Genomic DNA, 23,841 nt, shown 5'->3' with positions numbered 1-23,841 from the left:
GATTTGCCGGGCAGTCATTCGTGCCTGACAGCGTTGGTTTCCGCAGCAAGGTCGCTGTCCTCCCGGAACGTTTTGGCAATGGCATGGCCGCCCCAGTACGCGACCACAGGACGCGCATCGGGGCCTTTACGTACGATCCGATAGATATAAAAGACCCCGCAGCAGAAGATGAACCCGTAGATCGCAACGTACGCAGCAAGTGAGAGAGCGGCGAACTGGCCGGACAGATGTGGCGTCACGGCATCGGCTGTGCGCAAAACACCCCAGATCGTCCAGGGCTGGCGGCCAACTTCGGCGGTAAACCAACCGGTCAACACCGCAATGAAGCCGAGCGGGAAACTCCAGGCGACCGGCACCAGTAGCCAGCGGCGCTCATGCAGCTTCTTTTTCCGGGCGACGTAGCTCCCGACCCATGCGAGCAGCAGCATCAGCATTCCACAACCCACCATCACGCGAAACGCGAAGAATGGAATGAGCACAGGCGGGCGGTCTGATCGCGGGAAATCCTTCAGACCGATTTCTTTCGCAGTGAGCGAGCTCGATCCGATTAGGCTGCCTAGAACCGGTATCTTCCATTCGAAGCGGTTGCTCTCGGTCGCCTCGTCCGGTAAAGCGATAACCACCTCGGCCGCTGGCTGTTCGTCCGACCAGCGACCTTCGATGGCGGCAAATTTGACGGGTTGCAAATCGTGGACATATTCGCCTGCCAGGTGGCCAAAGAATATCTGCACCGGGATCAGCACGGCGGCAAGGCCCAGACCCATGCGCAACATGACGGCGCCCTCGGACTTGTAGCGCCCCTGCAGCAGATAACGCGCCCCCACTGCGGCGACGCAAAACGCAGTGGTCAGGTATGCGCCGATCAGCATGTGCGGGAAGCGGACCCAAACCACGGAATTGAAGATGATCGCGGCCCAGTCCGTCGGGACGTATAGACCGTTCTCAATCCTGAAGCCCACCGGATGCTGCATCCAGCTGTTATTGACGAGAATCCAGAATGCCGAGAGCGTGGTCCCTAGCGTTACCAGCATGCATGCGACGAGATACAGCCACTTCGGTACCCGATTGCGGCCAAACAGCATCATGCCGAAGAACGAGGCCTCCAGAGCAAACGCGGTGAAAGACTCATAGGCTAGCAGCGGCCCTTGAATCGGACCACTCGCGCGCGACAGCACGCTCCAGTTGGTGCCGAACTGAAATGCCATCACGACACCGGACACCACGCCCATTCCGAAGGCAACCCCGAATACCTTCAGCCAGAAGTCGAAGACGCGTCGGTAAGTCGGATTCTGCGTAGCCAGTGACATCGCCTCCAGCAATGCAAGCCACGCCGCCAGGCCGATCGTGAAAGCAGGAAAGATAATATGAAACGAAATGGTGGCCGCGAACTGAATGCGCGACAGGGTCAGAGCGAGCGGTTGCATGTGCGGCCTTTGTGAAGTGGGGCTTGGGAAGGAGTTTCGCGGCCTGCAGTTGCTCGATAATTTCAAGTCAGCCGCACTGTGTTACATCGGTAATGTAGAAAACAGTCGACTGATATGACTTCGGCATGTCAATCGGATCCGATCGATTTCAGTTTCTCGAGTACATGTCAACTGAATTTCACGAGGGCGACGTAGCAGTAAGTCTCGACAAGATCAAACTGATATCCGCGGGCTGGCTACCGCATTACAAAGGTCCGCCCAGTGAGCCTGCCTCTATCTAGGGAAACACTGATTCGTCTGGCCCGGTCGTCATCGCTGACATCAGTCGAGCACGGAAGCCGGGCCGAAGAATTCATAGCGGCTTTGCTTCTCGGGTACGCCGAGCGCCTTCAGGTGCTTCTTGATCGCCTTCATGAAACCCAGCGGGCCGAGGAAGTACACGTCGAAGTCACGCGTTTCGGGCAGCCAGTCGTCGAGCTGTTGCGCGTCGAGCAGGCCGTAGGCGTGCGCTTTAGCGTCGCCGGTGCGTCCATGGAATCATGGATAAATGGACAACCCGAAGACAGCCATTCTACGAACGGTCGCTGCAATCCTCCCTCTGGCATAGCAGCGCATACGTTTGGATACTTTGAGGCATCCATACAGCCGGCCCCAAGGGCTATCCGGCAGCCCTGACCGGAACCGGGAGCAGGGCTTGCCCGATCGCTTCCTATCCGAGCAGCGCCTTGACCGCGCCAACCAGTTCGCTACTTCCGAACGGCTTCGCAAGTGCCCGGTCCACACCGAGTTGTCGAGCCACTGCGCCAGCCATCGCAGGCCCCGCATGGAAGTAACCAGAGATGGCGACGATTGACGCGGCAGGAAAACGTACGCGCAATGCGTCGATTACCTTCCTTGAGCCGCTCTTCGGATCGCTCACATCGACGATGACAACCCTGGCCGCGAAGGCCTCGAGAAGAAACAGCCACCCTTGTCCGCTGAATTCGGCAACTCGGTATCCAGCATCCCGCAGCGACAGCGAGACCAGTTCACGCATAAACGGATCATCTTCGATGAGGAGAATATCTGCTTCGGTTTCCATAGTTCATTTACCGCGTGTTCAACGTGTCAGCAGGCCGCCCACGAAGGTTCGCCACGCGCCACATATGGACATTTAAACCATTGGAAGTCACGCGACTGTTTCCACGACGACACCGTACGTTACAAATGAAACCTGGAGCGATTTTAGGAAAACAGCGAAGGGTCGGGTAGGACGTCTCTATTGCCAGGTCGGCAAGCTACGCTGGATAAGGGCTTTGGCGAACCGGATAGCCTGCATGCGGAGCTGGTGTCCACGTTCGCGTCGCTGGATACCGATCGCAAGCGCAGCCGCGCAAATTCAACCAAATCTGTGAGGGGTTGACTGCAAACCGCACCCGCAATCGTCGCCAGTGTCGGACTATTTCATTTGTAATCAAACGGGAGGTGACTGAAGTTCTCGCGTAACAGGCGGCTGATGAAATTCAGCTGTCGAATCTCAGCGTTATTGAACGGTGATGACCGATACGTACGATCCAGCTTCCCCCGCGATACTGGCTCTATGGACCCAGTTGGCGAATTTCTACCCGAGAGGTGATCCCATCATGCAGACCCCGACTTTCCAGCCCACCAACACGCTGCGCGGCCTCGCACTGTTGAACGATCCGGCACGCAACAAAGGTACGGCTTTTTCTGAAGATGAGCGCCGGCGACTCGCACTGGAAGGCCTTTTGCCGTCGTCGCCGGAAAGCCTTGATCGGCAGGTTGAGCGGGTGCTTGGGCATCTGGAGGTCAAGCCAAACGATCTTGAGCGATACATTTATCTGATCGGTCTGGCCGATCGGAACGAAACGGTGTTCTACGCCACGGTGATGTCCAATCCAGCCCGCTTCATCCCGATCCTCTATGACCCGACCGTCGCCGACGCCTGCCTCACTTTCGGAGATATCTACCGGCGCGCACGCGGCATGTACATCACCCGTCACATGAAGGGCCGGTTCGCCGAGGTACTGAGCAACTGGCCGGCGCGCGACGTCCGCTTCATCTGCGTATCGACAGGCGGGCGCATCCTTGGCCTGGGCGACATCGGTGCCAATGGCATGGGGATTCCAATCGGCAAGCTTCAGCTCTATACGGCGTGTGCCGCGGTGCCTCCCTCATGCCTTCTACCGGTGATGTTCGATATCGGCACGACCAACGAGGTGCTGCGTGCGGATCCGCTCTACCTTGGCCTACGGGAGGAGCCGCCCACCGCTGCAGAATTGGACGAACTCACAGAAGAGTTCGTCGATGCGGTGCAGAAGGTGTTCCCTGGCTGCTGCATCCATTTCGAGGACTGGAAGGGCACCGACGCGATCCGGATGCTCGAGCGCTATCGCGACAAGGTGCTGTGCTACAACGACGACATCCAGGGCACCGCCAGCGTGACCATTGCAGGACTGACCACGGCGTTGCAGATCATCGATGCGCCCTTGACCGAGCAGCGCATCCTGTTTGTCGGCGCCGGCTCGGCCGGGATCGGCATCGCCAATCTGATCGTATCTGCGATGCAAATGAAGGGCCTGCCTCAGGACGCTGCACGCAGCCGCATCTCGTTGTTCGACGTCAACGGGCTACTCGAGCCGTCACGCGCGGACCTCTCCGACGCGCAGAAACCGTTCGCGCATAAAACGCAACCATCAAAGGACCTTGTCACGACGATCGAGACGCTGAAGCCGACGATCCTGATCGGCGTCAGCACCAAAGCTGGTGTTTTCAACCAGCAGGTGGTCGAGACGATGAACCGGCTTAATGAGCGGCCGATCATCTTCGCGCTCTCTAACCCGACCGACAAAGCAGAATGCACGGCAGAGCAAGCGTACAAATGGTCAAATGGCAAGGCGCTATTTGCGGCGGGCGTGCAGTTCCCCGACGTGACGCTCGGTGACAAGGTCTTCCACCCCGGGCAGGCCAATAATTTCTACATTTACCCCGCAATCGGGTTGGCAACGTATGTCGCACGCCCGCGGCGGCTCACCGACGCATGCTTCATCGTTGCTGCGAAGGCGACGGCCGACCAGGTTGATGCGAACCTCCGTGCGCAGGGCATGCTGTATCCGCACCAGACCAACATTCTGGAAACCGAAGTAACGACGGCGACGCGGATTGCGGAATTCATGTTCGACGAGGGCCTGGCGCAGGTCGAACGCCCGCGCGACGTGCGCACCTGGATTGAAGGTCAGCTCTACAAGCCGACATACTGAGGCAGACATGCCGCTAACAGCCAATGCGCGACCCGCCGCCGTATGGCGGGTCACTGGAGATGGTCATGCACGCTCTGATCGGTACGCTGCAGCACAGCCCTGAGGTTGCCCTGTTCCTTGTCCTGGCAATCGGCTTCTGGTTCGGCAGCCTGAAATTCGGTTCCTTCAGCCTTGGTTCCGTCACAAGCACGCTGATCGCCGGTCTGCTGATCGGGCAACTGGACATAACCGTCGCGCCTGTCCTTCAGAACACGCTTTTTACGATGTTTCTGTTTGCAATTGGATACAGTGTCGGGCCGCAGTTCATTCCCGCCTTGAAGAAAGACGGGCTGCCACAAGTAGTCTTTGCTCTGATTGTCTGTGCTGTTGGCCTGGGTACTACTTATCTGGCTGCCAGGCTATTAGGATACAACGCGGGGGTCGCGGCGGGGCTGCTTGCAGGCGGCATGACCAACTCGGGAACGCTCGGCGTCGCGACAGCTAACCTCCATCAACTCGGCCTGAATCCCGGCCAGACGAGCGCCATGGCAAGCCTCGTAGCAATCGGGTATGCGGTGACCTACCCGTTCGGTACAGCGGGGGCCGCATGGTTCGTGTCGTCACTCGCACCGAAATTGCTGCGGTTCGATCTGCAGAAGGTGTGCAAGGAGTACGAAGTCGCCACGTTAGGCCACGACGCCAAGTCCGGCGAGGAGATGGCGAACCTTCCGCTGATGGCACGCGCTTTCCGGGTGGAGAACGGGGATCTGGTCGGGCGCACACCCAGGGAGTTCAATACCGAATTTGGAAATTCGCTAGGTGGGGCATTTATCACGCGCTACCGCGAGGGCAGCGCGATCCTGGAGGCGGACGCACCAACCGCGATTCATAGCGGAGCCACGATCGCGATGGCGGGGTCGCCGAAAGCGCTCTTTCACGCCGAAAAAATGGTCGGGCCAGAGGTCGATGACGGCGAGCTGTTGGCATACGCAGCGGAGAAAATCGACATCGTCGTGACCAGGAAAGCAGCCGCGAACCTTACGCTGCGCGACCTGGAGCGCGACGAACTGGCCCAGTATGGCCGCCCCGTTTTTGTTCTTGGGCTGACGCGTCGCGGCCACCCCGTTGCGCTGAGTCCAGACCTCAAGATCCAACAGCGGGACGTTCTTACCCTGCGAGGCGTGCGTTCGCACGTGGAGCACCTCATCAAGTCGCTGGGTTACGCCGATCGGCCCACCAGCAGGTCGGACATCGCCTTCATGGGAGCGGGCATCGTGATCGGCAGCCTCGTCGGCACGATAACAGTCCACGCCGCCGGTGTACCGCTGAGCCTGAGTCCGAGCGTCGGAACGCTGCTGGCCGGTCTGATATTCGGCTATCTGCGTTCGATCTACCGAACGTTCGGAGGCATCCCCCCGGCGGGGCTCTGGGTGTTCAACAATGTTGGGCTGAATGGATTCATTGCCGCCGTCGGCTTGAACGCAGGCCCCGGGCTTGTTTCGGGTCTGGCGCATTACGGGGTTGGCCTCTTCGTCGCAGGCGTCATGGTCTCGATACTACCGCTTGTCGTCGGCCTGTATGTCGGCAAATACGTTTTCAAATTCCACCCCGCCATCCTGCTGGGCGCCTGCGCGGGCGCCCGTTCGTGCACTGCGGCCCTGGGCGCACTGCAGGAAGCATCACAGAGCACGGTCCCGACGATCGGTTATACCGTGCCGTACGCTGTCAGCCGAATCGCCCTCGCGATGTCTGGAATTGTCATTCTTCTGCTCATGCAGTGATCGACAGACGTGATGGGAATGCTTGTGCTTCGCGTTACCCGCTATGGCTGAGTTCCCGGCTGACCTTCCGTAGCCACCGGATTGCCCTGTACGCAGCGCATGGCGACATTTTTCAATGGAGAGAAAGTCATGATCGACGATGTTCGCACCGAGCTCGACAGCCTCGGAGAAGTCAGTGTTCCTGCCGACAGGCTATGGGGCGCCCAGACACAGCGCTCGCTGGAACATTTCAGTATCGGCCGAGAGTTGATACCACGAGAAATGATTATCGCCTATGCCTTTCTCAAGAAGGCGGCGGCCAACGCAAATCACGCAGGAAAACGTCTTGCCGATCAACCGCATACACTGATTACCCAAGTCTGCGACGAGATCCTTGCCGGCCAGCATCACGACATGTTCCCTTTGCACGTCTGGATGACAGGCAGCGGGACGCAGTTCAACATGAACGTCAACGAAGTGATCTCCAATCGCTGTTGCGAGCTCGCGGGCACACCGCTCGGCAGCAAGCAGCCGGTCCATCCGAACGATCACGTCAACATGTCCCAATCGTCGAACGACTCCTTCCCTGCAGCGATGTACATCGCCGCTGCTCTGAACACGAGACAACTGATGGTTCCGGCAGTCAAGGCATTGCATGACGCGATAGCGGCCAAGGCTGAGGAATGGGACCACATCGTCAAGATCGGCCGTACCCATATGCAGGATGCGACACCGCTCACGCTCGGCCAGGAGTGGTCGGGCTATGCCGGCATGCTTGCAGACAATCTCAAACGCATCGATGCTGCGCTTGACGGAGTGTATTGCCTCGCGCTAGGCGGTACCGCGGTCGGAACCGGGATCAATGCAGCACCGGGCTTCGCAGAAGCAGCCGCCGCCGAAATTGCAAAGCTGACGGGACTGCCGTTTGTCAGCGCGCCGAACAAGTTCACGGTGCAAGGCGCCCACGATGCGCTGGTGCAGCTTTCCGGCACATTCCGCACGCTCGCAGGGTCGCTCTACAAGATCGGTAACGATATTCGCCTGATGTCGTGCGGCCCGCGCGCAGGATTTGCGGAACTGCTGATCCCGGAGAACGAACCAGGTTCGTCCATCATGCCGGGAAAGGTCAATCCGACCCAGGCGGAGGCGCTGACGATGCTCTGCGTGCAGGTTATGGCGAATGACGTAGCCGTCGGCTTTGGCGGCGCCGGCGGATTTCTGGAGATGAACGTCTACAAGCCACTGATGATCTTCAATCTGACTCAGTCGATTACGCTCGTGACCGACGGCTGCACGAATTTCCGACGCTTCCTGGTCGAGGGCACCAGGCCGAACGTCAAGAAGATCAAGGAATACGTCGATCGCTCGTTAATGCTGGTCACCGCGCTGGTGCCGGTAATCGGCTACGACCGCGCTTCAGCGATCGCTCACCATGCGGCGGAGCATGACCTGACGTTGAAGGCCGCCGCACTGGAACTCGGTTTCGTCGACGAACAGACGTTCGACCGAATCGTGGACCCGGCCAAAATGGTTAGACCATACGTGGCCGCTGGCGGTTGACGACGTAAGCTTTGCTGGACTGAGCGACGCGGCTCCGCAATCGCTATGGCGCGCGCACGCAGATCAGGGAGCCGCGCTCCAGTCACGTCCAACGACCGGTGTTCGACAATATATCGAGACCGCTTTTGAAACTTTGCTTCCTGGTATGGGCCGCGAATTGCAATCGATTTCCACGCCACAACCGCATTCTGGATTCATGCGCTCGCGAGGCCGTTTGCGGTTGGCGTCCGGTGCGAGAGAGAGAAATGCTCTGGCCAACGTCGCAAAGCTCTCTGTTCAATCGTTCAGCCATTGTCGAGAACGTACATGCAAACCGGGGTACCTGACGCGATGGAGAATTTGGGTCGATTGCACGAGACCATTCGAACCATCGACGGATTATTCTACTGTGTCCCATAAGTTGTTGCGCGGTCTATCGCTGTTCAGGATGAGTTCCATCGCCGCATGAGCCGTAGTCCAAGCAGGATACGCAACGTGGTAATGGAATCAGGAACGTGGCGTTGTGCGCGCTGGAGTGCCCCGGGGGATGTAATCCGGGGGAAGGACAGGCAGCGCGCGTTCGAGGAGTGCTAAGCACTTTGGCTTTGGCTTCCACCGGCGTATTCACGGCTCTTTCTAACGGATGTAGCGCCCTTTTTTCGTGTCTCCGTCGGGTGGTCATCGGTCTGCTGGCCGCAGCATTTACGTTCGGCGGCGGCCATTTGCTTGGTGTCTCTATTTCCTGAACCTGAACGGCGGTCGACCCGACGTCGATGCATCCTAGCCCCGCATTCGAATACATGAGGATAGCGAAATGTATCCGCGATCACACTTCGAGGGAACGGACGTCCATGGCGCCGAAGACCCTGAGCCAGACAGTCAAATTGCTATGCATCGTTGAGTCCGGTATCGCCGCGCGCGAGGTTGCGGCTCGTCTCGATGCGATCGAAGCCTAATCGCCGATCCACTCGTTTGCGCTGATGGCCGCAAGTTCAGGTCTGTAGGTACTATGACGTTGTCTGGACGCGCCGATTTACGGAAAGTGAGTTCGGCTCGCGCTGGGCGCCCTGCTTCGGTCAGTCGGGCTACGCGTCGAGACGTTCGGATCGTCGCACGAGTTGCTCGCCTTCGAGAAGTACGACGCGCCCAGTTGCCTGATTCTCGACGTCAGGTTGCGCGGCGAAAGCGGCCTCACCTTTCAGGAAGAAGTGGCGAAGAGCGGCCTGCAAATGCCGATTCTGTTCATGACAGGCCATGGCGACGTGGAAATGTCCGTCAAGGCCATGAAAGCGGGAGCGCTCGACTTTTTTTCCAAGCCCTTTCGCGATCAGGACATGCTGGACGCAGTCTCGAATGCGTTGACGCGCGATTCGGCGCGCCGCGCGGCCTAACAATCCATCGCGGCGCTTCGGGCCTGCTACGGCTCGTTGACATCGCGGGAGCGAGAGGTAGTCGGATTCGTGGTGGCCGGCCTGATGAACAAACAGATTGCCTCGGAGATGAATCTTAGCGAAATCACCCATCTGGTCCGTGCCACCGGCTTTTGTCATGCGGCGATCAGCGACCGTCGCGCCGCTGCCCGCACCCGGTGACAACGCAATCGAATACGCGTCATTATTCGTACACGCAACGCTGAGCGTGCCCGTTGCAGTGAGCGTGCTGCTCAGAATTCCCGCCGTGCCAAAGTTGATGTTGGTGGCGGCAATCGTGCAATCGTTGATAACTGTTGCGTTGACCGTGAACGGCAATGTCGCGGCCGGCGTCGAGATCTGCTACGGAACACGCTCCCATTTTTCTCATTGCCTGCCCGTGATGGGTCTTCACGGCTGCCAGCTATACCAGAACGCGTCCTACACCACGCCTTGGGGGCACGGCACGAGTGCAGTCACGGGCACGGGAACCGGTACATGACAACGTCTGAAAGGGTATGCGCGTGCACTTCCGCAGGCGACGCCTGCTGCCGGTACTTACCTCGACACAGTCATTGCGACTATCACCTACTGACGTCTCGTCGCAGGCGCCGCCGGGCACTCTTCACTTGCGGTTCGGACGAAACCATGGCGGTTCGGAATCGCGGTGAAAGGCACGATATTCGGTAGGGAGGATTTTCATGTGCTGCCGGAAACTTCGAGCGAGGTGAACGCCACTGCTCATTCCGGCTCGTCGGGCAACCTTGTCGACAGGCAGGCCAGTGTCGACCAGCAACTGCCGCGCAACCTGCAGCCTAAGGTCCAGCAGATAGGCCGACGGTGACACGCCGAGTTCGCGCTGAAAGTAGCGCACGAAGTTGCTCCCGCTCATCGCAGCCACCTCGGCGGCATCGCCAGCGTTGACTGGTCGACGACAGTTATGCTCAAGCCAGCGTGCGGCTCTACGCGCCCTTTTCTGCTGGCGCGGTCTCGGTTTGCTCGAGAGCGATACTGATAGCCGCCCGCAACACGATCGACAGTTCACGGGCGATGGGCCGCGCGAGAACGTCGCCCAGATCGCGCCGGATGAGTGTCAGCGCCGCACTTAATGCATCGCCAAATGCTTTCGATCTTGGACTGGCTGCATCCTTGGCCCGTGTCACCAGTGCGCCGTCTGGCGGCGGACCTGCTGCGAGGTATATGACCTCTGTGGCGTCTTCGCTAATAGAGGGCAGCCAGGGCGCGGGGCTTTGCCCATGTAACGAGTGGCCTTGCCGAGCAGGTGCAGCGACGAACAGCGTGTCAAACTTGTCGGCTTTATACGGGCCGAGCGCGTCAGTACGAACTTGCAAAGATGAGGCCACCCGGATCGCCCCTCCTTGGCGCGACAGGAAGCTCACCTCGTATGTCCCGATTCTGGAATCGGTGCCGGCTATCCGCGCGGCGAGATCGAAGGCCTCGGCGACCACGCTTACGCCGACAAGATCACATGCTTCGAACAGCACGATGCCAATGCGTCGTTTCCGCCGCAATGCCGTCCGTCGGGAGTTGGAACCGTGAACGTCGCTCAGGTTGACGTAAGGAGTACCGGTCATCCTCATTTCCCCCTCGCGACGGAACCTGCCGGTCTCCTTCGCTGCTCAATCGAGCTGAAATTCATCGCCATAAACCATTGTCCCTCGATCGAGGTCCTCCTTTCGGAGGCAGACCGCACAGGAGAGAGAATGCAAATGAGCGAGCTGGAAGCCTCACTAATGACAGGTCGCGACCCTGTTCCGACCCGTCGCCTTGGCGTTATAAAGCGCTTCATCAGCCGCCCGGATGACTGTCGTGACGTCGGTATCCCGGTCCGGCGTCCAGCTCGCGGAGCCGATGCTGGCAGTTACGCGCCCATATTCGCTGCCGGCATGCTCAATGGCAAGTTCATTGATCGCGGCCCGGATTTTCTCGGCGATCACGGACGCGCCGTGCGACGGGGTATCGGGGAGAACGACAATGAACTCTTCACCGCCATAACGTGCCGCGGTATCGGCGGGCCGCCGGATGTTCTCGCCGATACACCGACCAACCGCGGCCAGTGCATCATCGCCTGCCTGATGGCCGTAGGTGTCGTTGTAGGCCTTGAACCAATCGATGTCCACCAAGAGGAGCGAGAATGCGCTTTGCGTGCGCCTCGCCCTGCGCCATTCCTGTTCGAGAATCTCCCCGAGCGTGCGCCGGTTATGCAGACCGGTGAGACTGTCGGTTCGCGCGAGCAGCTGCAGCTCCGATTCAGCGCGCACGCGACGCTGCAATTGCGTACCAAGGACAAACGAGAGTGCGACGAACCCCAGCGCGAACGCGCCCATGAGGGAACCGATCGTGAGTGCGCGACGATGCCACGCCGCGTAGATGTCGGGCTCGGCTTCGGCAACCATGATGGTCAACGGCAGGTGCCGGAAATTGCGGAAATAGTATTGACGCCGCACGCCGTCTATCGAAGACGTGTCGGAAAAACTGCCCTCCTGAGCGGACATGAACTGCCTGAACGTGCTCGCCTTGCTGATGTCGCGCCCAATCACCTTCGGATCGTAGGGCTGACGCATGATCATGAGGCCGTTGCGGGCGATCAGGGAAATGGCGCCGTGCTGCCCCAGTGACAGTCCGCCGAACAGTTCATGAAAATATTCAAGGTTGATGGCCATTAATGCGATGCCAGCGAATGATCCGTCGGGGTGCGATGCGCGGCGGCTCAGAACAATGCTTTCGGCGCCATTGCGCAGGCGGGAGTGGAAGGGTGCGCTGACGTAGAGACCGACGTCGGGATGGTCGCGGTGTACTGTGAAGTAGTCGCGGTCGGCAAAGTTGCCTTTGCGCGGTGTCTCGCTCCCCCCGTCGATGATGATGTTGCCTGAAGCATCAAACACGAGCATTGAGCCGAGGTTCTTTGCCGCTGTGGCACCATCGAACAGAACCTGGTTCCGAAGATGGGGCGGCAAGACCATGACCTGCGGGTTTCTGAGCCCGTCAACAACACTCTGAAGCGAAAGCGCGTAAAGCTCGAAATTGCGCTCGATGTCGCGCTGCGCAATGAGTGCCACGTTTCTTGACGTTTCCCGCGCCCGCTCCAGTGCGTCCTGCCGGCTCTGGTAGAGGGAGGCCGCGCACAGCGACACCATGACGAGAGCGATGATGAAGCCGCCCAAAAAGACTGCGCGCGGTTCCGCTAACCATTTAGAGATATTCTTATTGTCGCGCAGTGGCAGCATGTTTTGCCTTGTCTTCGTATCGCAGGTCCGCTGGCAGGATACTGAAAAGAATGGAGCGGCGGATGCGGAACATCCTATTTCCTCACCAGCACGCCGTTGCGCGAAGTTGCGTTGCGATGTGTGTTTTGAACAGTCGAGCACGATCGAGAGTTGAGTGGTGGTCAACTACACGACGCCAGCCCGGCTACGGACGCAAGGGGGCCTCCAAAGCAGATGCTATTAGAGCAGACAAGTCAGAGTAGACGCAATGTCTGATAAGGCGTATCGGCACGGTCAGAGAGGGCCGCCCCGCCCTTTCGCAGTGCGAGTCCGGATCCCACGAGGCACCTCCGAAACCACTCACCCGTCGTCCGGCAAAGCCGGGTGCCGGACCTCCGGCGTAATGGCTCTGACCCGCTCGTCACGGTCCTTGTCGTCGAATCGAACAGAAAGCGCAGCAAAAAGAAAATAGCCCGGTCTCGGCAAACGGGCCTCTAGCGGCCCAGAGATGACCGCAAATAAGCGGTTGAAAGCGCTAACTTTCCCCTTCACGCCGCGCGGCCGGTTTGTCCCGGAATCTAAGGGTACATAGCCGCAACTATCAACCCCTTCATTTTGCATTTCGCGCCGGTTGTCTCGGGCAGACCCGAGCGACGCCGCAACTGACGTCAGCAAACGCGGACCATGTACGCCGAAATTGAGCGGCTCCGTGAAGCGACTGTCGACGAAAAATGGCAGCTCGAATCAAGCTATTAGGATAAGTTTTCTTATGTGCGACGTGAGGTCGCTTCGTTCGTTGTTTTACCGTCGATGTCTGGCGGGAGGAAACCGGGCGTTCCGTCGCCCGTAGTCTATTGGTGCATGCGGGGCTGGTAACGGCGCCGTGTGAAGCCACCGAGACAATGTAGCCCGGCGCAAGCTAAGCCGTGGTCGTGAGACGACGGTGCCCCTGCGAGTGTCAATGCGGAGGGGGCGCTAGACTGGATGGCATGGTTAAAGTATTTGAACTGCTGATAAACATCGTTAACTTAGACGGGCCAAAGACACTGATAGGCCCCACCCAAAACGGGAACGTAGCAGGTCTGCCCTTTATAAGATGGGGCAGCGCGGACATGGTGCTACCGGTGGAGAAGCAGAGCCTAAACCATTCCTGCGAACGATGCGGAACACGGAAACCCCGTATCTCTGCCCAGTCGGGCAAGCCGACCGTGAGGAAAGCTGTTGGAGGTGCGGGAACAGGAGTGCGGAGAAAGCGAACGCCGTCCTGTAATCAGACGGATAGGGATTGCGCCGCAAGGCAACATCATCCTACGCGAAAGCGGGCAGACTTCCGCATGGTCTTTCGTCACGAAAGAGTCTGACGAACCTTCAAAGGAGGAGAAGCAAATGACAGTGCAGCAAGCCGGCACCGGTGCGTCCTCCGATCGCGCAATGCATTGGAACGATGTCGATTGGGCCCGATGCTATCGTGAGATTCGAAGGCTGCAGGCTCGCATCGTGAAGGCGACACAGGACGGCAAGTACGGCAAGGTGAAGGCTTTGCAGTGGTTGCTGACCCACTCGTTCAGCGGCAAGGCACTCGCCGTCAGACGGGTGACTGAGAATCAGGGTAGACGGACTCCCGGCGTAGACGGCCTCACATGGTCTACGCCGAGGTCCCGACTCCAGGCAGTGAAGTCTCTAAAGCGGCGGGGCTACCGCCCTCTGCCGCTGAGACGAATATATATCCCGAAAGCCGACGGGAAACGGCTGAGACCTCTTGGAATTCCCTGCATGGTCGACAGAGCGCAACAGGCGCTTCATCTGCTTGCACTCGAACCTGTTGCAGAAACCATGGCGGATCCGAACTCTTATGGGTTCAGAGCCGCCCGCTCCACGGCCGACGCGATAGAACAGTGCTTTATCTCACTGGCCAGCAGCAATCGCGCGCAGTGGATTCTGGAGGCCGACATCCGGAGCTGCTTTGATGAAATTTCGCATGATTGGTTGGTCGCCCACATCCCAACGGACAAAGCGATACTGCGAAAGTGGTTGAAGGCTGGCTACCTTCACAACAGTGTCTTTCACTCGACGGAAGCGGGTACGCCTCAGGGCGGTATTATCTCGCCCACGTTGATGAACATGACTCTCGATGGGTTAGAACGAACACTTCTTGCGAAGTTCTGCAGAGGCGGCCGGAATCCGTCGAAGGTTAACGTCGTTCGATATGCAGATGACTTTGTTATCACTGGCGCGACGCGAGAAGTGCTGGAGGATGAAGTCATGCCGCTGGTCGTGCAGTTTCTTGCACAGCGGGGATTATCGCTGTCACGGGAGAAGACCCGGATCACGCATATCAACGATGGGTTCGATTTCCTGGGCATGAACGTTCGCAAGTACGACGGCAAGTTGTTGATCAAGCCGGCCAAAACGAGCGTTCAGCGCTTCATGCGGAAGCTTCGGGACGTCGTGAAAGGCAATGCAACGCTAAGACACGATCGTCTGATCCGCCTGCTCAACCCAAAGATTCGCGGTTGGGCGGATTATTATCGGCATGTCGTGGCGAAGCGCACCTTTAACAAGGTTGCTCATGCGATTTGGCAATGTCTATGGCGTTGGGCGAAGCGCCGACACCCGCAGAAGAACTCGCACTGGGTACGTCGGAAGTACTTTCGAACCGTTGGCGCCCGCCAATGGGTCTTTGGTACGGCGACGGACAAAGTGCTCAGCAATGGAAAGCGTGAACTTCTGACGCTGTACGACATTGTCGGCACGCCGATCCGGCGGCACCGCAAGATCAAGGGTGCCGCAAACCCGTTCGACCCGCAGTGGGAAAGTTATTTCGAAGAGCGGTTGGGCTTCGCGATGATGGACTCGCTCAAGGGCCGGATGCGGCTGATCCGGTTGTGGCTCGATCAGCAGAGGTCCTGTCCGGTCTGTCGTCAAATGATCACGAAATCCAGTGGCTGGCGGCTGTACCACCTGGAGCGAAAGATCGATGGCGGTAAGGACACGATCAGCAACCTGACGATGCTTCACCCGGATTGCCATCGGGCCGCGCGTGCCCTCGGACTCTCAGTAGTGAAACCGGCCTCGGCAATGGGGCTTTGAAAGGCTTGAGCCGTGTGCTGGGAAACTCGCATGCACGGTTCTTAGGGGGCAGCGGTGCAGTAATGCACCGCTGCTACCCGACCTATAGGTGCCTGTTTTTACGCTAAACTCCGGGGCATGAAAACGCGCCTCACCCTGCCCTGCGCGCCTGCTGCTGACGCTGAATCCTCTGCATCCGGTTTTCCCGGTGCCGACGAGCTTGCCGTGCTCCGCGCGTGGTACGCCGGCGTGTCCGTGCGGCAGGCGGTGGCGCGTTACCTGCCCTCCGCACTCGGTGACGGGAAATCGGCGCGCGGCGTCCTCGGGCGCATCCGGCGCAGGCTGGTGGACATCGCGCGTGCGGCCCATCGCGACGACCTTGTCGCACTCCTCACTCATCCGGCGGCAGGACGTCAACAGCATGCGAAAGGTGCCGCGCTGGCGATCGACGCTTTGCGCACCGCACGCCCGCGGGAACCGCAGATCGCCGGCGACATCGCGCAGTGGTTGTCCCCGCGCGCGGTGCGCGTACTGCACGCGTACGGCATCACGACGCTTGCCGATCTCACCGTGCGCATTCCGCGCCGGCGCCAGTGGTGGAAGGCCGTGCCGGGGCTCGGCACGGCGAGCGCCCGTTCGATCGAGGCGTTCTTCGCCGCCTGGCCCGCGCTCACGGAGAGGGCGCGTGAGCTGGTGGTCGCGAGCCAGCGCGGCGACATCGTGCCGTGGGAAACCCTCAAATTGCCGCACGAGGTCGACGGCTCCGCCGGCACGTTCCGCGCACCGCCCGCCACCTGCACGCTCGACGCGTCCAACGACTACGAGGCCGTGCAGACGTGGCTGTCCCTGCACGAGTCGCCCGCCACGCAGCGGACCTACCGCAAGGAAGCCGAGCGGCTGATCCTCTGGGCCATCGTCGAACGCGGCCGCGCGCTGTCGTCGCTCACGACCGAAGACGCGATCGCGTACCGGACGTTCCTGCGCCATCCGGCGCCGCGGAGACGCTGGATCGGCCCGGTGCGCCCCCGCACGTCACCGGACTGGCGGCCGTTTAACGGCACCCTCTCGGCGCGCTCGGTCGCGCACGCGCTGTCGATTCTCGGCGCCCTGTTCCGCTGGCTGGTCGAACAGCGCTACGTGCTGGCCAATCCGTTTGCCGGCATCAAGGTGCGCGGCGGCAAGACGGCATCGACGCTCGATGCGTCGCGCGCCTTTACCGACGGGGAATGGGCGCTGGTGCGTACGATGGCCGAGGGGCTGGAATGGTCTCACGGCTGGACGGTTCCGGCCGCGCAGCGCTTACGGTTCCTGCTCGATTTCGGCTTTGCGACGGGTTTGCGCGCGAGTGAGCTGGTCGGCGCGACGCTCGGCCACGTCGAGACGGACGCACGCGGCGAGCACTGGCTGCGGGTCACCGGCAAAGGCGGCAAGGTCGCGCGGGTGGCGCTGCCGCCGCTCGCGTGGGACGCACTAACCCGCTATCTGGCCGGGCGCCAGCTGCCGACTTCTACGGCGCGCTGGCGGCCGGACACACCGGTCATCGGCAGCCTGGACGCGGACAGTAGTGCGGCCATCAGCAGCGTGCGCCTGTGGAGCGTGCTTGAGCGCTTTCTCGTCCTTGCCGCCAGTGCCATCGAAACCGATCACCCACCGCTCGCGGAGAAGCTGCGCCGCGCCAGCCCCCACTGGTTGCGGCACACCCACGCTACCTACGCGCTCGGTCACGGCGCCGAACTTACCACGGTGCGCGACAACCTCCGGCACGCCTCGGTATCGACCACCTCGATCTACCTGCACAGTGACGAGGTTAAGCGCGCGCGGCAGATCAGTGAGGCGTTTACGACCCGGAAGTGAGCGCGACAACCTGCATGACCGACCGGCACGGTGGTTGACCGTTTCCTGATGACGGTTCGATCGCCGGTACAAACCGGCAAGCGGAGCGCGCAATCCTCCGCCCACTTTAGTGATGTCAGGCAGCCAGTGGCCCCATGCCGGCGACCATCGCTGGCATCATCGGAGCGATCGACAGCCTGCTCACTCGCCTACGAGATGACGCCCGGAACCAGCCATGGAAAAACCTGAATTCGAGCCGCAGATTCTGGCAAATCGACAGGGTGTGTCGTTCTGGCTCGTCCGCGGAAACACCACCGTCGAATGCATCGTCACGATTGCAGCGCTGGAGGCCCATTTCTGGCTTGAGCCGCGGGCCGGGGACGCCCGGATCCTGAGGATTTTCCGGGACGGGTACAGCCGCATCCGCGCGATCGCCGAACGGAAGCTACTTGCGCATCCGTGCGTACGCCTGGAACTGACACCCGATGACTTCGAGCGCCCCTGAACAGCGCGGGTGAATCGGGCACGCTTCTCGAAGCATGAATAATCTGGCCGGCGGCCCTTTTTTGGGCAATGCTGTTGTGGCGGAGCCAGGCCGGCCGCTGCGAGGGCCTGACCGTTAGTTGCGTACACCAACGAATCGCTTTTGATTCTCGGGAACGCGGCACTATCCTTAGCACTTCTTAGCTGGAAAGGAGAATCGGCGGCCGCTGCGGCCTGTACCCTATGCGCGAGAGCGCCAGCGCCGCTCCTGCCTGCTCAGCTGGGTGGCGTCCGTCGATGCGGGGAAAGGCCGAAACGTTACGTGCCCCAAGAGCCCGTCTCGGAATGGGCACATCGCCCCGCCGACCCACTCTCCGCCGGCGACGAAGCGGCATTTCAGCGGACGGCTGGCTGAGCGGTCGGGCAGCCGGCGATAATCCGGGAGGACGGCAAGTCGGCCATTGCCTACATTGGGCCGGGCTGAGTTCTGCGTCAGCAATGCGGCGGATTGCTGACGATGGCGGCATCGAGCAGCCAGACGGCAGCTTCCTGCATCCGCGAACTCACACTCCCGACCCGCATCGGCCCTTCGGGCCGGAGGAACATCAACGACGGCGTCCGAGATACAACCGCCATTTGCCGCCGGTCGGACCTGCAATCCTTTCGATGGAATGGCTCGCGGCGAACAGTGCGAGGCAAAATAAGGTTCAACCAGGCAATGGTTCCATGCCCATTTCCCGGCAAAGCGAGGTGGCGTCTGCTGCACTTCTCTCGCCCAATGCTTCATTTCCGATCATCTTTTGCAGCCGAGATAGTCCATATAGGCACTGAGCTTGCAACGGACGCATTCCAAGCTCGTGGGCGATCATCAACGCCGTGCGATAGTGACTGTGAGCTTCCTCAATCCTGGCTGCGGTAGCGCTGCCATCCGAGACAAGATCCCCCAACACGTGCCAGGCCCAGGCTTCATTGCCTCGTTCGCCGGAGGCTCGAGCAACATCAATGGCATCATGTGCATGAGTGAGGGCTTCGTCTTTTCGACCAGCAAGGTGGCACACTCGACCGAAATTCGAGAGCACTAGCGACTGGCCGAACATCAAGTTGCTTGCCGCCGCCTGGTGAACTGCTTCTTCCAGAAGAACGAGGGCCTCATTGGTCCGGCCCAGCGAGGCATACGCCGCCCCAAGACATGAGGCTATCCGAGAAACATAGATTGGAAACTCAGCGCTCTTGCACATGGCCAATGCTGGCTCAAGAGCCTCGACAGCAATAGCGAGATTGCCTTGAACAAGGTGCATCCGTCCGACACCGAGGCCAGCAAAGATCAGCTCCTCTGGCTCATTCATCCTTCGGGCCATGTCGATCGCCTCATGTCCAAGGACGGCAGCCTCGTCGAATCGGCCGAATTCGGCAAGACACAGCAACAACCAGATACGAGCGGTGACGCGCGTGAATTTTAGATAAGCCTCATCGGGGCCGTGGTGGCGCTCATGGAGGAGATCTAGCACCTGTCGAGCATGTTCCACCGCGCGTTCATAGTCTCCGCGGCCATACCTCGACCTTGCGAGCATCAAAGTGACCCGAGCCTTCGCATCGGGGTCGCATTGCCGCTCTGCCAACGCCAGGGCGCGTTCGCCTGCCTCAACGGCAGCTACCAAATCGCCTAACGAACCGAGCGTATAAGTCAACCTTGATAAGACGCGCGATAGGCGAACCTCATCGCCCAATCCTTCGGCAAGACGTTCCGCTCTCTCGAGATTCGCCCGGTCACGTGCCAATTCTCCCAGCGGGTAAAGCGAGTGGTGAAGATCCCATCGGATGTCGATGACGTCACCGAGTGTGTCGGCCGAGGACGGCAGGGCCGCATAGGCAGTCAAAGCTTTCTCGAACAGGACCGACGCCTCGCGATGAGCGGCGCGTTTTGCAGCATTGTGACCGGCACTCCGCCACAGCCGGGCCGCCTTTTCCGTCAATCCGGCCTGGGCGCAGTGTTCAGCCAGGATTTCGGGTTGTTGCTCCGCTACGTCAGAAAAATGATTTTCGAGCTCCATGGCGATGCGGGCATGCAGCTGCTGCCGCCTCTCCCGCAGCAGGGAGCTGTACGCGGCGTCTTGCACCAGGGCGTGCTTGAAGGTGTATTCCGCATCCGGTGGTGCCCCGTGCCGAAACACCAGTTCGGCACCGACGAGATGGTCCAATGCGTCGTCCAGGCGCTCCGTGGGCATCGACGCGACCGCGCTGATGAGCTCATAGGAAAATTGCCGGCCAATTGCAGCGCCGATTTGTGCTACATCCCGCACCGGGGCCAGGCGATCGAGCCGCGCCATCAGCGAAGCGTGCAGCGTCATCGGGATCGCCAGTGGCAGCAGCGGACGATCGAGGACGTAGCGCCCGTTCTGCTCGCGCAGTACGCCGCTCTCGAGCACTGTCCTGGTCAGTTCTTCGACAAATAGCGGTATTCCATCCGTATGCTCGATGATCCGGTCTGTAATCTCTTTCGGCAGTGCCTTGCCAACGGTTATCCGCCCGATCATTTCCGCTCGTTGCCGAGGCTGCAGACGATTGAGCGTAAGGAGCATCACCCCTGCGCGGCCGATCCACGGAGATATGAACTCAGGCCGGAAGGTGACGACCAGCAGGACAGGCAGGGTTGCAATACGATCGACAAGATGGTCCAGCGCTTCAAGCGAGCTGGGGTCGACCCAATGCACATCTTCGAACAATATCAGCAGCGGCTGGCGTCTTGCCCGGTCCATGACCTGCACAATTATCGTGCTAAGCGTCTTATCCTTGTACTGTTGCGGCGTGAGGTTAAGTGCTGGGTATCGACCTTCCGTCGAAATCGATAGTAACGCCGCCACCAGCGGAGCAGCTTCGCCCAGATTGTCGGCGGCGAACGCGAGCACCGCCTCAAGTTTGTCGAGGCGTTGTTCAACCGTATCGTCGCGCCGCAAACCGGCCGCACGCTCGAGCTGGGAAATGAACGGATAGAAGGCGCTGTCCTGATGACGGCGCGAGCAGAAATACCGCAAGCGGGCGTGCGGCTCGAATTGAAGCCGCTCTTCAAGAGAGGTGGTCAGCCGCGATTTTCCGATACCCGGCTCGCCTGCAAGCAGCACAACCTGCCCCTCACCATTCTTCGCCCGCTGCCATCGGCGAAGCAACAACTCGATTTCTTCGTCGCGTCCGACGATCGGCGTCAACGTGGTCGCGTGCAGCGCCTCGAAGCGGCTTTCGACTCCGCTGGGGCCGAGTACTTGCCAAACCCGCACCGATTCGTCAAAACCCTTCACGGTCACGAGGCCCATGTCGCGGTAGTCAAACAGCCCAGCCGTCAGCCGCTGCGTGCTCGTAGAAATCACCACTGTTCCGGCTTCGGCCAACGTCTGCAGCCGGGCAGCGAGATTGGGTGTCTCACCGACGACGCCAGGCTCCTGGGCTTCGCCCTCACCCGTCAGATCACCGACTACCACTACGCCGGTGGCGATCCCGATCCGCACCCGCAAACTTTCGTCGATCCCGAAATCGAGATTGCCGATGGTTTGCACCAGCGCCAGCCCAGCACGTACAGCCCGCTCGGCATCGTCCTCATGCGCCTGAGGATAGCCGAAATAGGCCAGCACACCGTCACCCACGTACTGGGCAATGAAGCCACCGGCCTTGGTAACTACATCCGCGCAACCCCGGTAATAAGCGGCAAGGATCTTCCGCATGTCTTCAGGATCGAGCCGCTTCGAGAGGGCAGTCGAGCCGACGAGATCGCAAAACATGACGGTGAGCTGGCGTCGGTCCGCGTTGTCTCGTGGCAAGGGCGTAGCCACGGTTGGAGATATTGCAGCGGCGCTGTCGCCAAGCTGGTTAATTGCACGCAACATTTTGCGGCGATGGCCAAGCAAGACGCCAAGATCCTTGAGATCCTGGTCTGTCAGGTCGCGGAGGACCGAGGGATCGATACCATTCTCGGCAAAGCTGTGGACATACTCGGACAAGCCGAGTGATGCCAGCCACTCTTCAATGCTTCCCACCGTTTGTCTCCTGAAGACGGCTGCCTCATGCAAGGGTAGGAAAAATATTTGTTCCGCGCTTGTCGACAATCAGGGGCCCGGCCGGATGCAACCAGACAGTTTGATTCAATTGTCGTCCGGTGCGATTGACGTACGATTTATTCGGCTTCTGACGAATCCAGAACCGGCTGTAAGATCGTTGCTTGTCCGTGGACCGTGCCCACGGCTGCGTATCAGACCTTCAAGCGGCGGCTTGGGCGCAGGACGTCCGGGATGGATCGCAGGTTCGCGTTTGCGTGGGCGCTCGACCGTGTCCCAGCGCGAGGGGCCGTTCATATAACTGGAGCGGCCCTCTGAACGGCCGAGTAAGAACGAGGGCGAACGGCTGCACTTGGCCGCGTGCTGACCGATGCGGTCGGCAGAAGTCGACCCGCAGGAGACGTTCGAATTTCCAGCAAGCGGTCCTTCAAACTGATAGAGCTTCAGCAGCGCAGTCGAGAGAGTCGAGCAGTCAGCGTTGTACCTTACAAACTTTATATTTTAGCCACGCTAGGATGTTCGGATCGGTGACTGCATGCGGATGCGTATCGTTAAGCGTCAGGTACCCGTAGAATCCGCCATTTTGGTCAACGATGACCGGTGGATCGGATGCAATGTCATTGCATGGGCTTTCAGAAGATACTAAGCCGAAACAAAGTAACCGGACATGGGTCAAGCCGCGTAGCGGACTGACGGATGTTGAAACATGGATCGGACCAAAGCCGGAATCTTTTGCAACGAGCGCAGAACCGCTCGAACACGCTGCTTGAGATGCCCGGGACCTTTGATGGCAAGCTTGCCGATCTTGTGATGTTTGAGATAACCCCATACCAACTCGTCCGGGTTCAGGTCTGGCGAGTAAGCAGGAAGGAAGAACAGACAAAGGCGCCCATCTGATTCCGCGGCAAGCTGCCGGATCGCTTTGCAACGATGTACCGGATGACCATCGGCAATCAGGAAGACAGGCGCATCGGCGGTGAGCATCAGCCGTTTGACGAAGTCGACGTATACGGAGATCTTGAAGCTGCCTTCGAAACACATGAAGCGAAGTTGGCCACGCGGGCTGATCGCTGAGATCAGGTTCACCTTGAAGCGCGCGCCAGTGACTTCGACTACCGGAGTTTGACCGACCGGCGCCCAGGTCGTGCCGCTGTGATAGTCCGATCGTACCGTCGATTCGTCGACGAAGAAGATCTGTGCCCCGCCGTGTTTGGCCTGCCCGACAATGGCCGGGTATTCGTCCCGCATCCACGACTCGACCAGTTCAGGGTCGCGTTGGTACGCACGCGCAAGCGGTCGCTGGGGCGAAAGCCCGAGCTTGCGCAGCAGTCGACCGACCGACACCTCGGAGAGCCTGACGTTGAAATGTTCGCGAATCAACTCCCGCACCATGTCTCGCGTCCACAATGCAAACTCGAACTTCATCTGCATTGGGTTCTTCGTTGTGACCGTCTGATAGACGAAGCGGATAGCCTCGGACGACAGCTTCATCGGTCGACCAGGGATTGCCTTGGCTCGTAACGCCTCGATGCCCCCTTCGCGCCAGGCCGCCAACCACTCGTAAATACGCGCCCTCGAGAATCCGAGCGTGCGGATCACGTCCTCCGGCGACTCGCCAGCTTCGACGCGCTTGACCGCACGAATACGGATCTCTTCAAGCGTTGCATGTGAAAGCTGCCGGCCGTCGTCCTCTCGCATCTCGCCTCTCCCTAAACCCCTTAAAGCTTAGACCATGGCGTCGATTTATGTTCGCTTACTTACGAACTGGTTAGTATGTCCGATCCGTACTGGCCTATGTCGTTGAAGATGCTCTTC

The 23,841-nt window shown here is 59.9% G+C and carries 13 protein-coding genes and 4 pseudogenes; 8 read left to right on the top strand and 9 right to left on the bottom strand.

Going from position 1 to position 23,841, the window contains the following annotated elements; all coding sequences use genetic code 11:
• Positions 1 to 14 precede the first annotated feature (14 nt).
• From OKW35_RS01555 to OKW35_RS01545, 3 genes and pseudogenes are all read right to left on the bottom strand, one after another.
• Entirely contained in the window at positions 15 to 1,424 is a 1,410-nt protein-coding gene (locus OKW35_RS01555; protein ID WP_429551051.1) for a cytochrome ubiquinol oxidase subunit I, read from the bottom strand.
• A gap of 321 nt (positions 1,425 to 1,745) precedes the next feature.
• Positions 1,746 to 1,952: pseudogene (locus OKW35_RS01550) on the bottom strand (NO-inducible flavohemoprotein); the annotation flags it as partial.
• 181 nt (positions 1,953 to 2,133) lie between these two features.
• On the bottom strand, positions 2,134 to 2,505 hold the full coding sequence (locus OKW35_RS01545) for a response regulator (protein ID WP_429551050.1): 372 nt from the start codon (positions 2,503 to 2,505) through the stop codon (positions 2,134 to 2,136).
• A gap of 541 nt (positions 2,506 to 3,046) precedes the next feature.
• On the opposite strand from OKW35_RS01545, the gene OKW35_RS01540 reads away from it, so the two are divergent.
• The 5 genes and pseudogenes from OKW35_RS01540 to OKW35_RS01520 form a co-directional block, all read left to right on the top strand.
• The gene (locus OKW35_RS01540) at positions 3,047 to 4,684 is read left to right on the top strand and encodes an NAD-dependent malic enzyme (protein WP_429551049.1); all 1,638 of its coding nucleotides are present in this window, start codon (positions 3,047 to 3,049) and stop codon (positions 4,682 to 4,684) included.
• Between the two features lie 65 nt (positions 4,685 to 4,749).
• Entirely contained in the window at positions 4,750 to 6,444 is a 1,695-nt protein-coding gene (aspT, locus tag OKW35_RS01535) for an aspartate-alanine antiporter (RefSeq protein ID WP_429551048.1), read from the top strand.
• Between the two features lie 129 nt (positions 6,445 to 6,573).
• Positions 6,574 to 7,983, top strand: a complete 1,410-nt coding sequence (locus OKW35_RS01530) for a class II fumarate hydratase (protein ID WP_429551047.1) — start codon at positions 6,574 to 6,576, stop codon at positions 7,981 to 7,983.
• A gap of 566 nt (positions 7,984 to 8,549) precedes the next feature.
• Positions 8,550 to 8,708, top strand: a pseudogene (locus OKW35_RS01525) (VIT1/CCC1 transporter family protein); the annotation flags it as partial.
• Positions 8,709 to 9,008: 300 nt separating this feature from the next.
• A pseudogene (locus OKW35_RS01520) lies at positions 9,009 to 9,554 on the top strand (response regulator transcription factor); the annotation flags it as partial.
• Here OKW35_RS01520 and OKW35_RS01515 read toward each other — a convergent pair.
• The 4 genes and pseudogenes from OKW35_RS01515 to OKW35_RS01500 form a co-directional block, all read right to left on the bottom strand.
• Positions 9,546 to 9,710 (bottom strand): annotated as a pseudogene (locus tag OKW35_RS01515) (spore coat protein U domain-containing protein); the annotation flags it as partial. The pseudogenes OKW35_RS01520 and OKW35_RS01515 overlap by 9 nt on opposite strands.
• Before the next feature lie 286 nt (positions 9,711 to 9,996).
• Positions 9,997 to 10,272 carry a helix-turn-helix domain-containing protein gene (locus OKW35_RS01510; RefSeq protein ID WP_429551046.1) on the bottom strand — a complete coding sequence of 92 codons (276 nt, stop codon included), beginning with the start codon at positions 10,270 to 10,272 and terminating at the stop codon, positions 9,997 to 9,999.
• A gap of 61 nt (positions 10,273 to 10,333) precedes the next feature.
• On the bottom strand, positions 10,334 to 10,966 hold the full coding sequence (locus tag OKW35_RS01505) for a hypothetical protein (protein ID WP_429551045.1): 633 nt from the start codon (positions 10,964 to 10,966) through the stop codon (positions 10,334 to 10,336).
• Positions 10,967 to 11,122: 156 nt separating this feature from the next.
• The gene (locus OKW35_RS01500; RefSeq protein WP_429551224.1) at positions 11,123 to 12,529 is read right to left on the bottom strand and encodes a sensor domain-containing diguanylate cyclase; all 1,407 of its coding nucleotides are present in this window, start codon (positions 12,527 to 12,529) and stop codon (positions 11,123 to 11,125) included.
• 1,455 nt (positions 12,530 to 13,984) lie between these two features.
• Between OKW35_RS01500 and ltrA the strand changes: the two genes are divergently transcribed.
• From ltrA to OKW35_RS01485, 3 genes are all read left to right on the top strand, one after another.
• Complete coding sequence (ltrA, locus tag OKW35_RS01495; protein ID WP_429551044.1) at positions 13,985 to 15,688, top strand: group II intron reverse transcriptase/maturase; 1,704 nt, start codon at positions 13,985 to 13,987, stop codon at positions 15,686 to 15,688.
• Positions 15,689 to 15,805: 117 nt separating this feature from the next.
• Positions 15,806 to 17,521, top strand: a complete 1,716-nt coding sequence (locus tag OKW35_RS01490; protein ID WP_429551043.1) for a phage integrase family protein — start codon at positions 15,806 to 15,808, stop codon at positions 17,519 to 17,521.
• A gap of 214 nt (positions 17,522 to 17,735) precedes the next feature.
• Complete coding sequence (locus OKW35_RS01485; RefSeq protein ID WP_018420601.1) at positions 17,736 to 18,005, top strand: DUF1488 family protein; 270 nt, start codon at positions 17,736 to 17,738, stop codon at positions 18,003 to 18,005.
• Between the two features lie 685 nt (positions 18,006 to 18,690).
• Here OKW35_RS01485 and OKW35_RS01480 read toward each other — a convergent pair.
• Positions 18,691 to 22,008: an adenylate/guanylate cyclase domain-containing protein gene (locus OKW35_RS01480; protein ID WP_429551042.1), complete on the bottom strand. Its 3,318-nt coding sequence runs from the start codon at positions 22,006 to 22,008 to the stop codon at positions 18,691 to 18,693.
• 690 nt (positions 22,009 to 22,698) lie between these two features.
• On the bottom strand, positions 22,699 to 23,724 hold the full coding sequence (locus OKW35_RS01475; protein WP_429551041.1) for an IS630 family transposase: 1,026 nt from the start codon (positions 23,722 to 23,724) through the stop codon (positions 22,699 to 22,701).
• Positions 23,725 to 23,841: the final 117 nt, after the last annotated feature.

The organism is Paraburkholderia sp. MM5477-R1 (genome assembly GCF_050436385.1).
Classification (GTDB): domain Bacteria; phylum Pseudomonadota; class Gammaproteobacteria; order Burkholderiales; family Burkholderiaceae; genus Paraburkholderia; species Paraburkholderia tuberum.
Note: the sequence above shows the minus strand (reverse complement) of the source record. Positions and strands in the feature narration are given on the sequence as shown.

Excerpts from the sequence above, each read along its gene's own strand:
- OKW35_RS01475 (WP_429551041.1), bottom strand. The coding sequence starts at position 23,724 with ATGCGAGAGGACGACGGCCGGCAGCTTTCACATGCAACGCTTGAAGAG.
- ltrA (WP_429551044.1), top strand. The coding sequence starts at position 13,985 with ATGACAGTGCAGCAAGCCGGCACCGGTGCGTCCTCCGATCGCGCAATG.
- OKW35_RS01530 (WP_429551047.1), top strand. The coding sequence starts at position 6,574 with ATGATCGACGATGTTCGCACCGAGCTCGACAGCCTCGGAGAAGTCAGT.
- OKW35_RS01505 (WP_429551045.1), bottom strand. The coding sequence starts at position 10,966 with ATGACCGGTACTCCTTACGTCAACCTGAGCGACGTTCACGGTTCCAAC.
- OKW35_RS01555 (WP_429551051.1), bottom strand. The coding sequence starts at position 1,424 with ATGCAACCGCTCGCTCTGACCCTGTCGCGCATTCAGTTCGCGGCCACC.
- aspT (WP_429551048.1), top strand. The coding sequence starts at position 4,750 with ATGCACGCTCTGATCGGTACGCTGCAGCACAGCCCTGAGGTTGCCCTG.
- OKW35_RS01545 (WP_429551050.1), bottom strand. The coding sequence starts at position 2,505 with ATGGAAACCGAAGCAGATATTCTCCTCATCGAAGATGATCCGTTTATG.
- OKW35_RS01500 (WP_429551224.1), bottom strand. The coding sequence starts at position 12,529 with ATGGTGTCGCTGTGCGCGGCCTCCCTCTACCAGAGCCGGCAGGACGCA.
- OKW35_RS01490 (WP_429551043.1), top strand. The coding sequence starts at position 15,806 with ATGAAAACGCGCCTCACCCTGCCCTGCGCGCCTGCTGCTGACGCTGAA.
- OKW35_RS01540 (WP_429551049.1), top strand. The coding sequence starts at position 3,047 with ATGCAGACCCCGACTTTCCAGCCCACCAACACGCTGCGCGGCCTCGCA.
- OKW35_RS01485 (WP_018420601.1), top strand. The coding sequence starts at position 17,736 with ATGGAAAAACCTGAATTCGAGCCGCAGATTCTGGCAAATCGACAGGGT.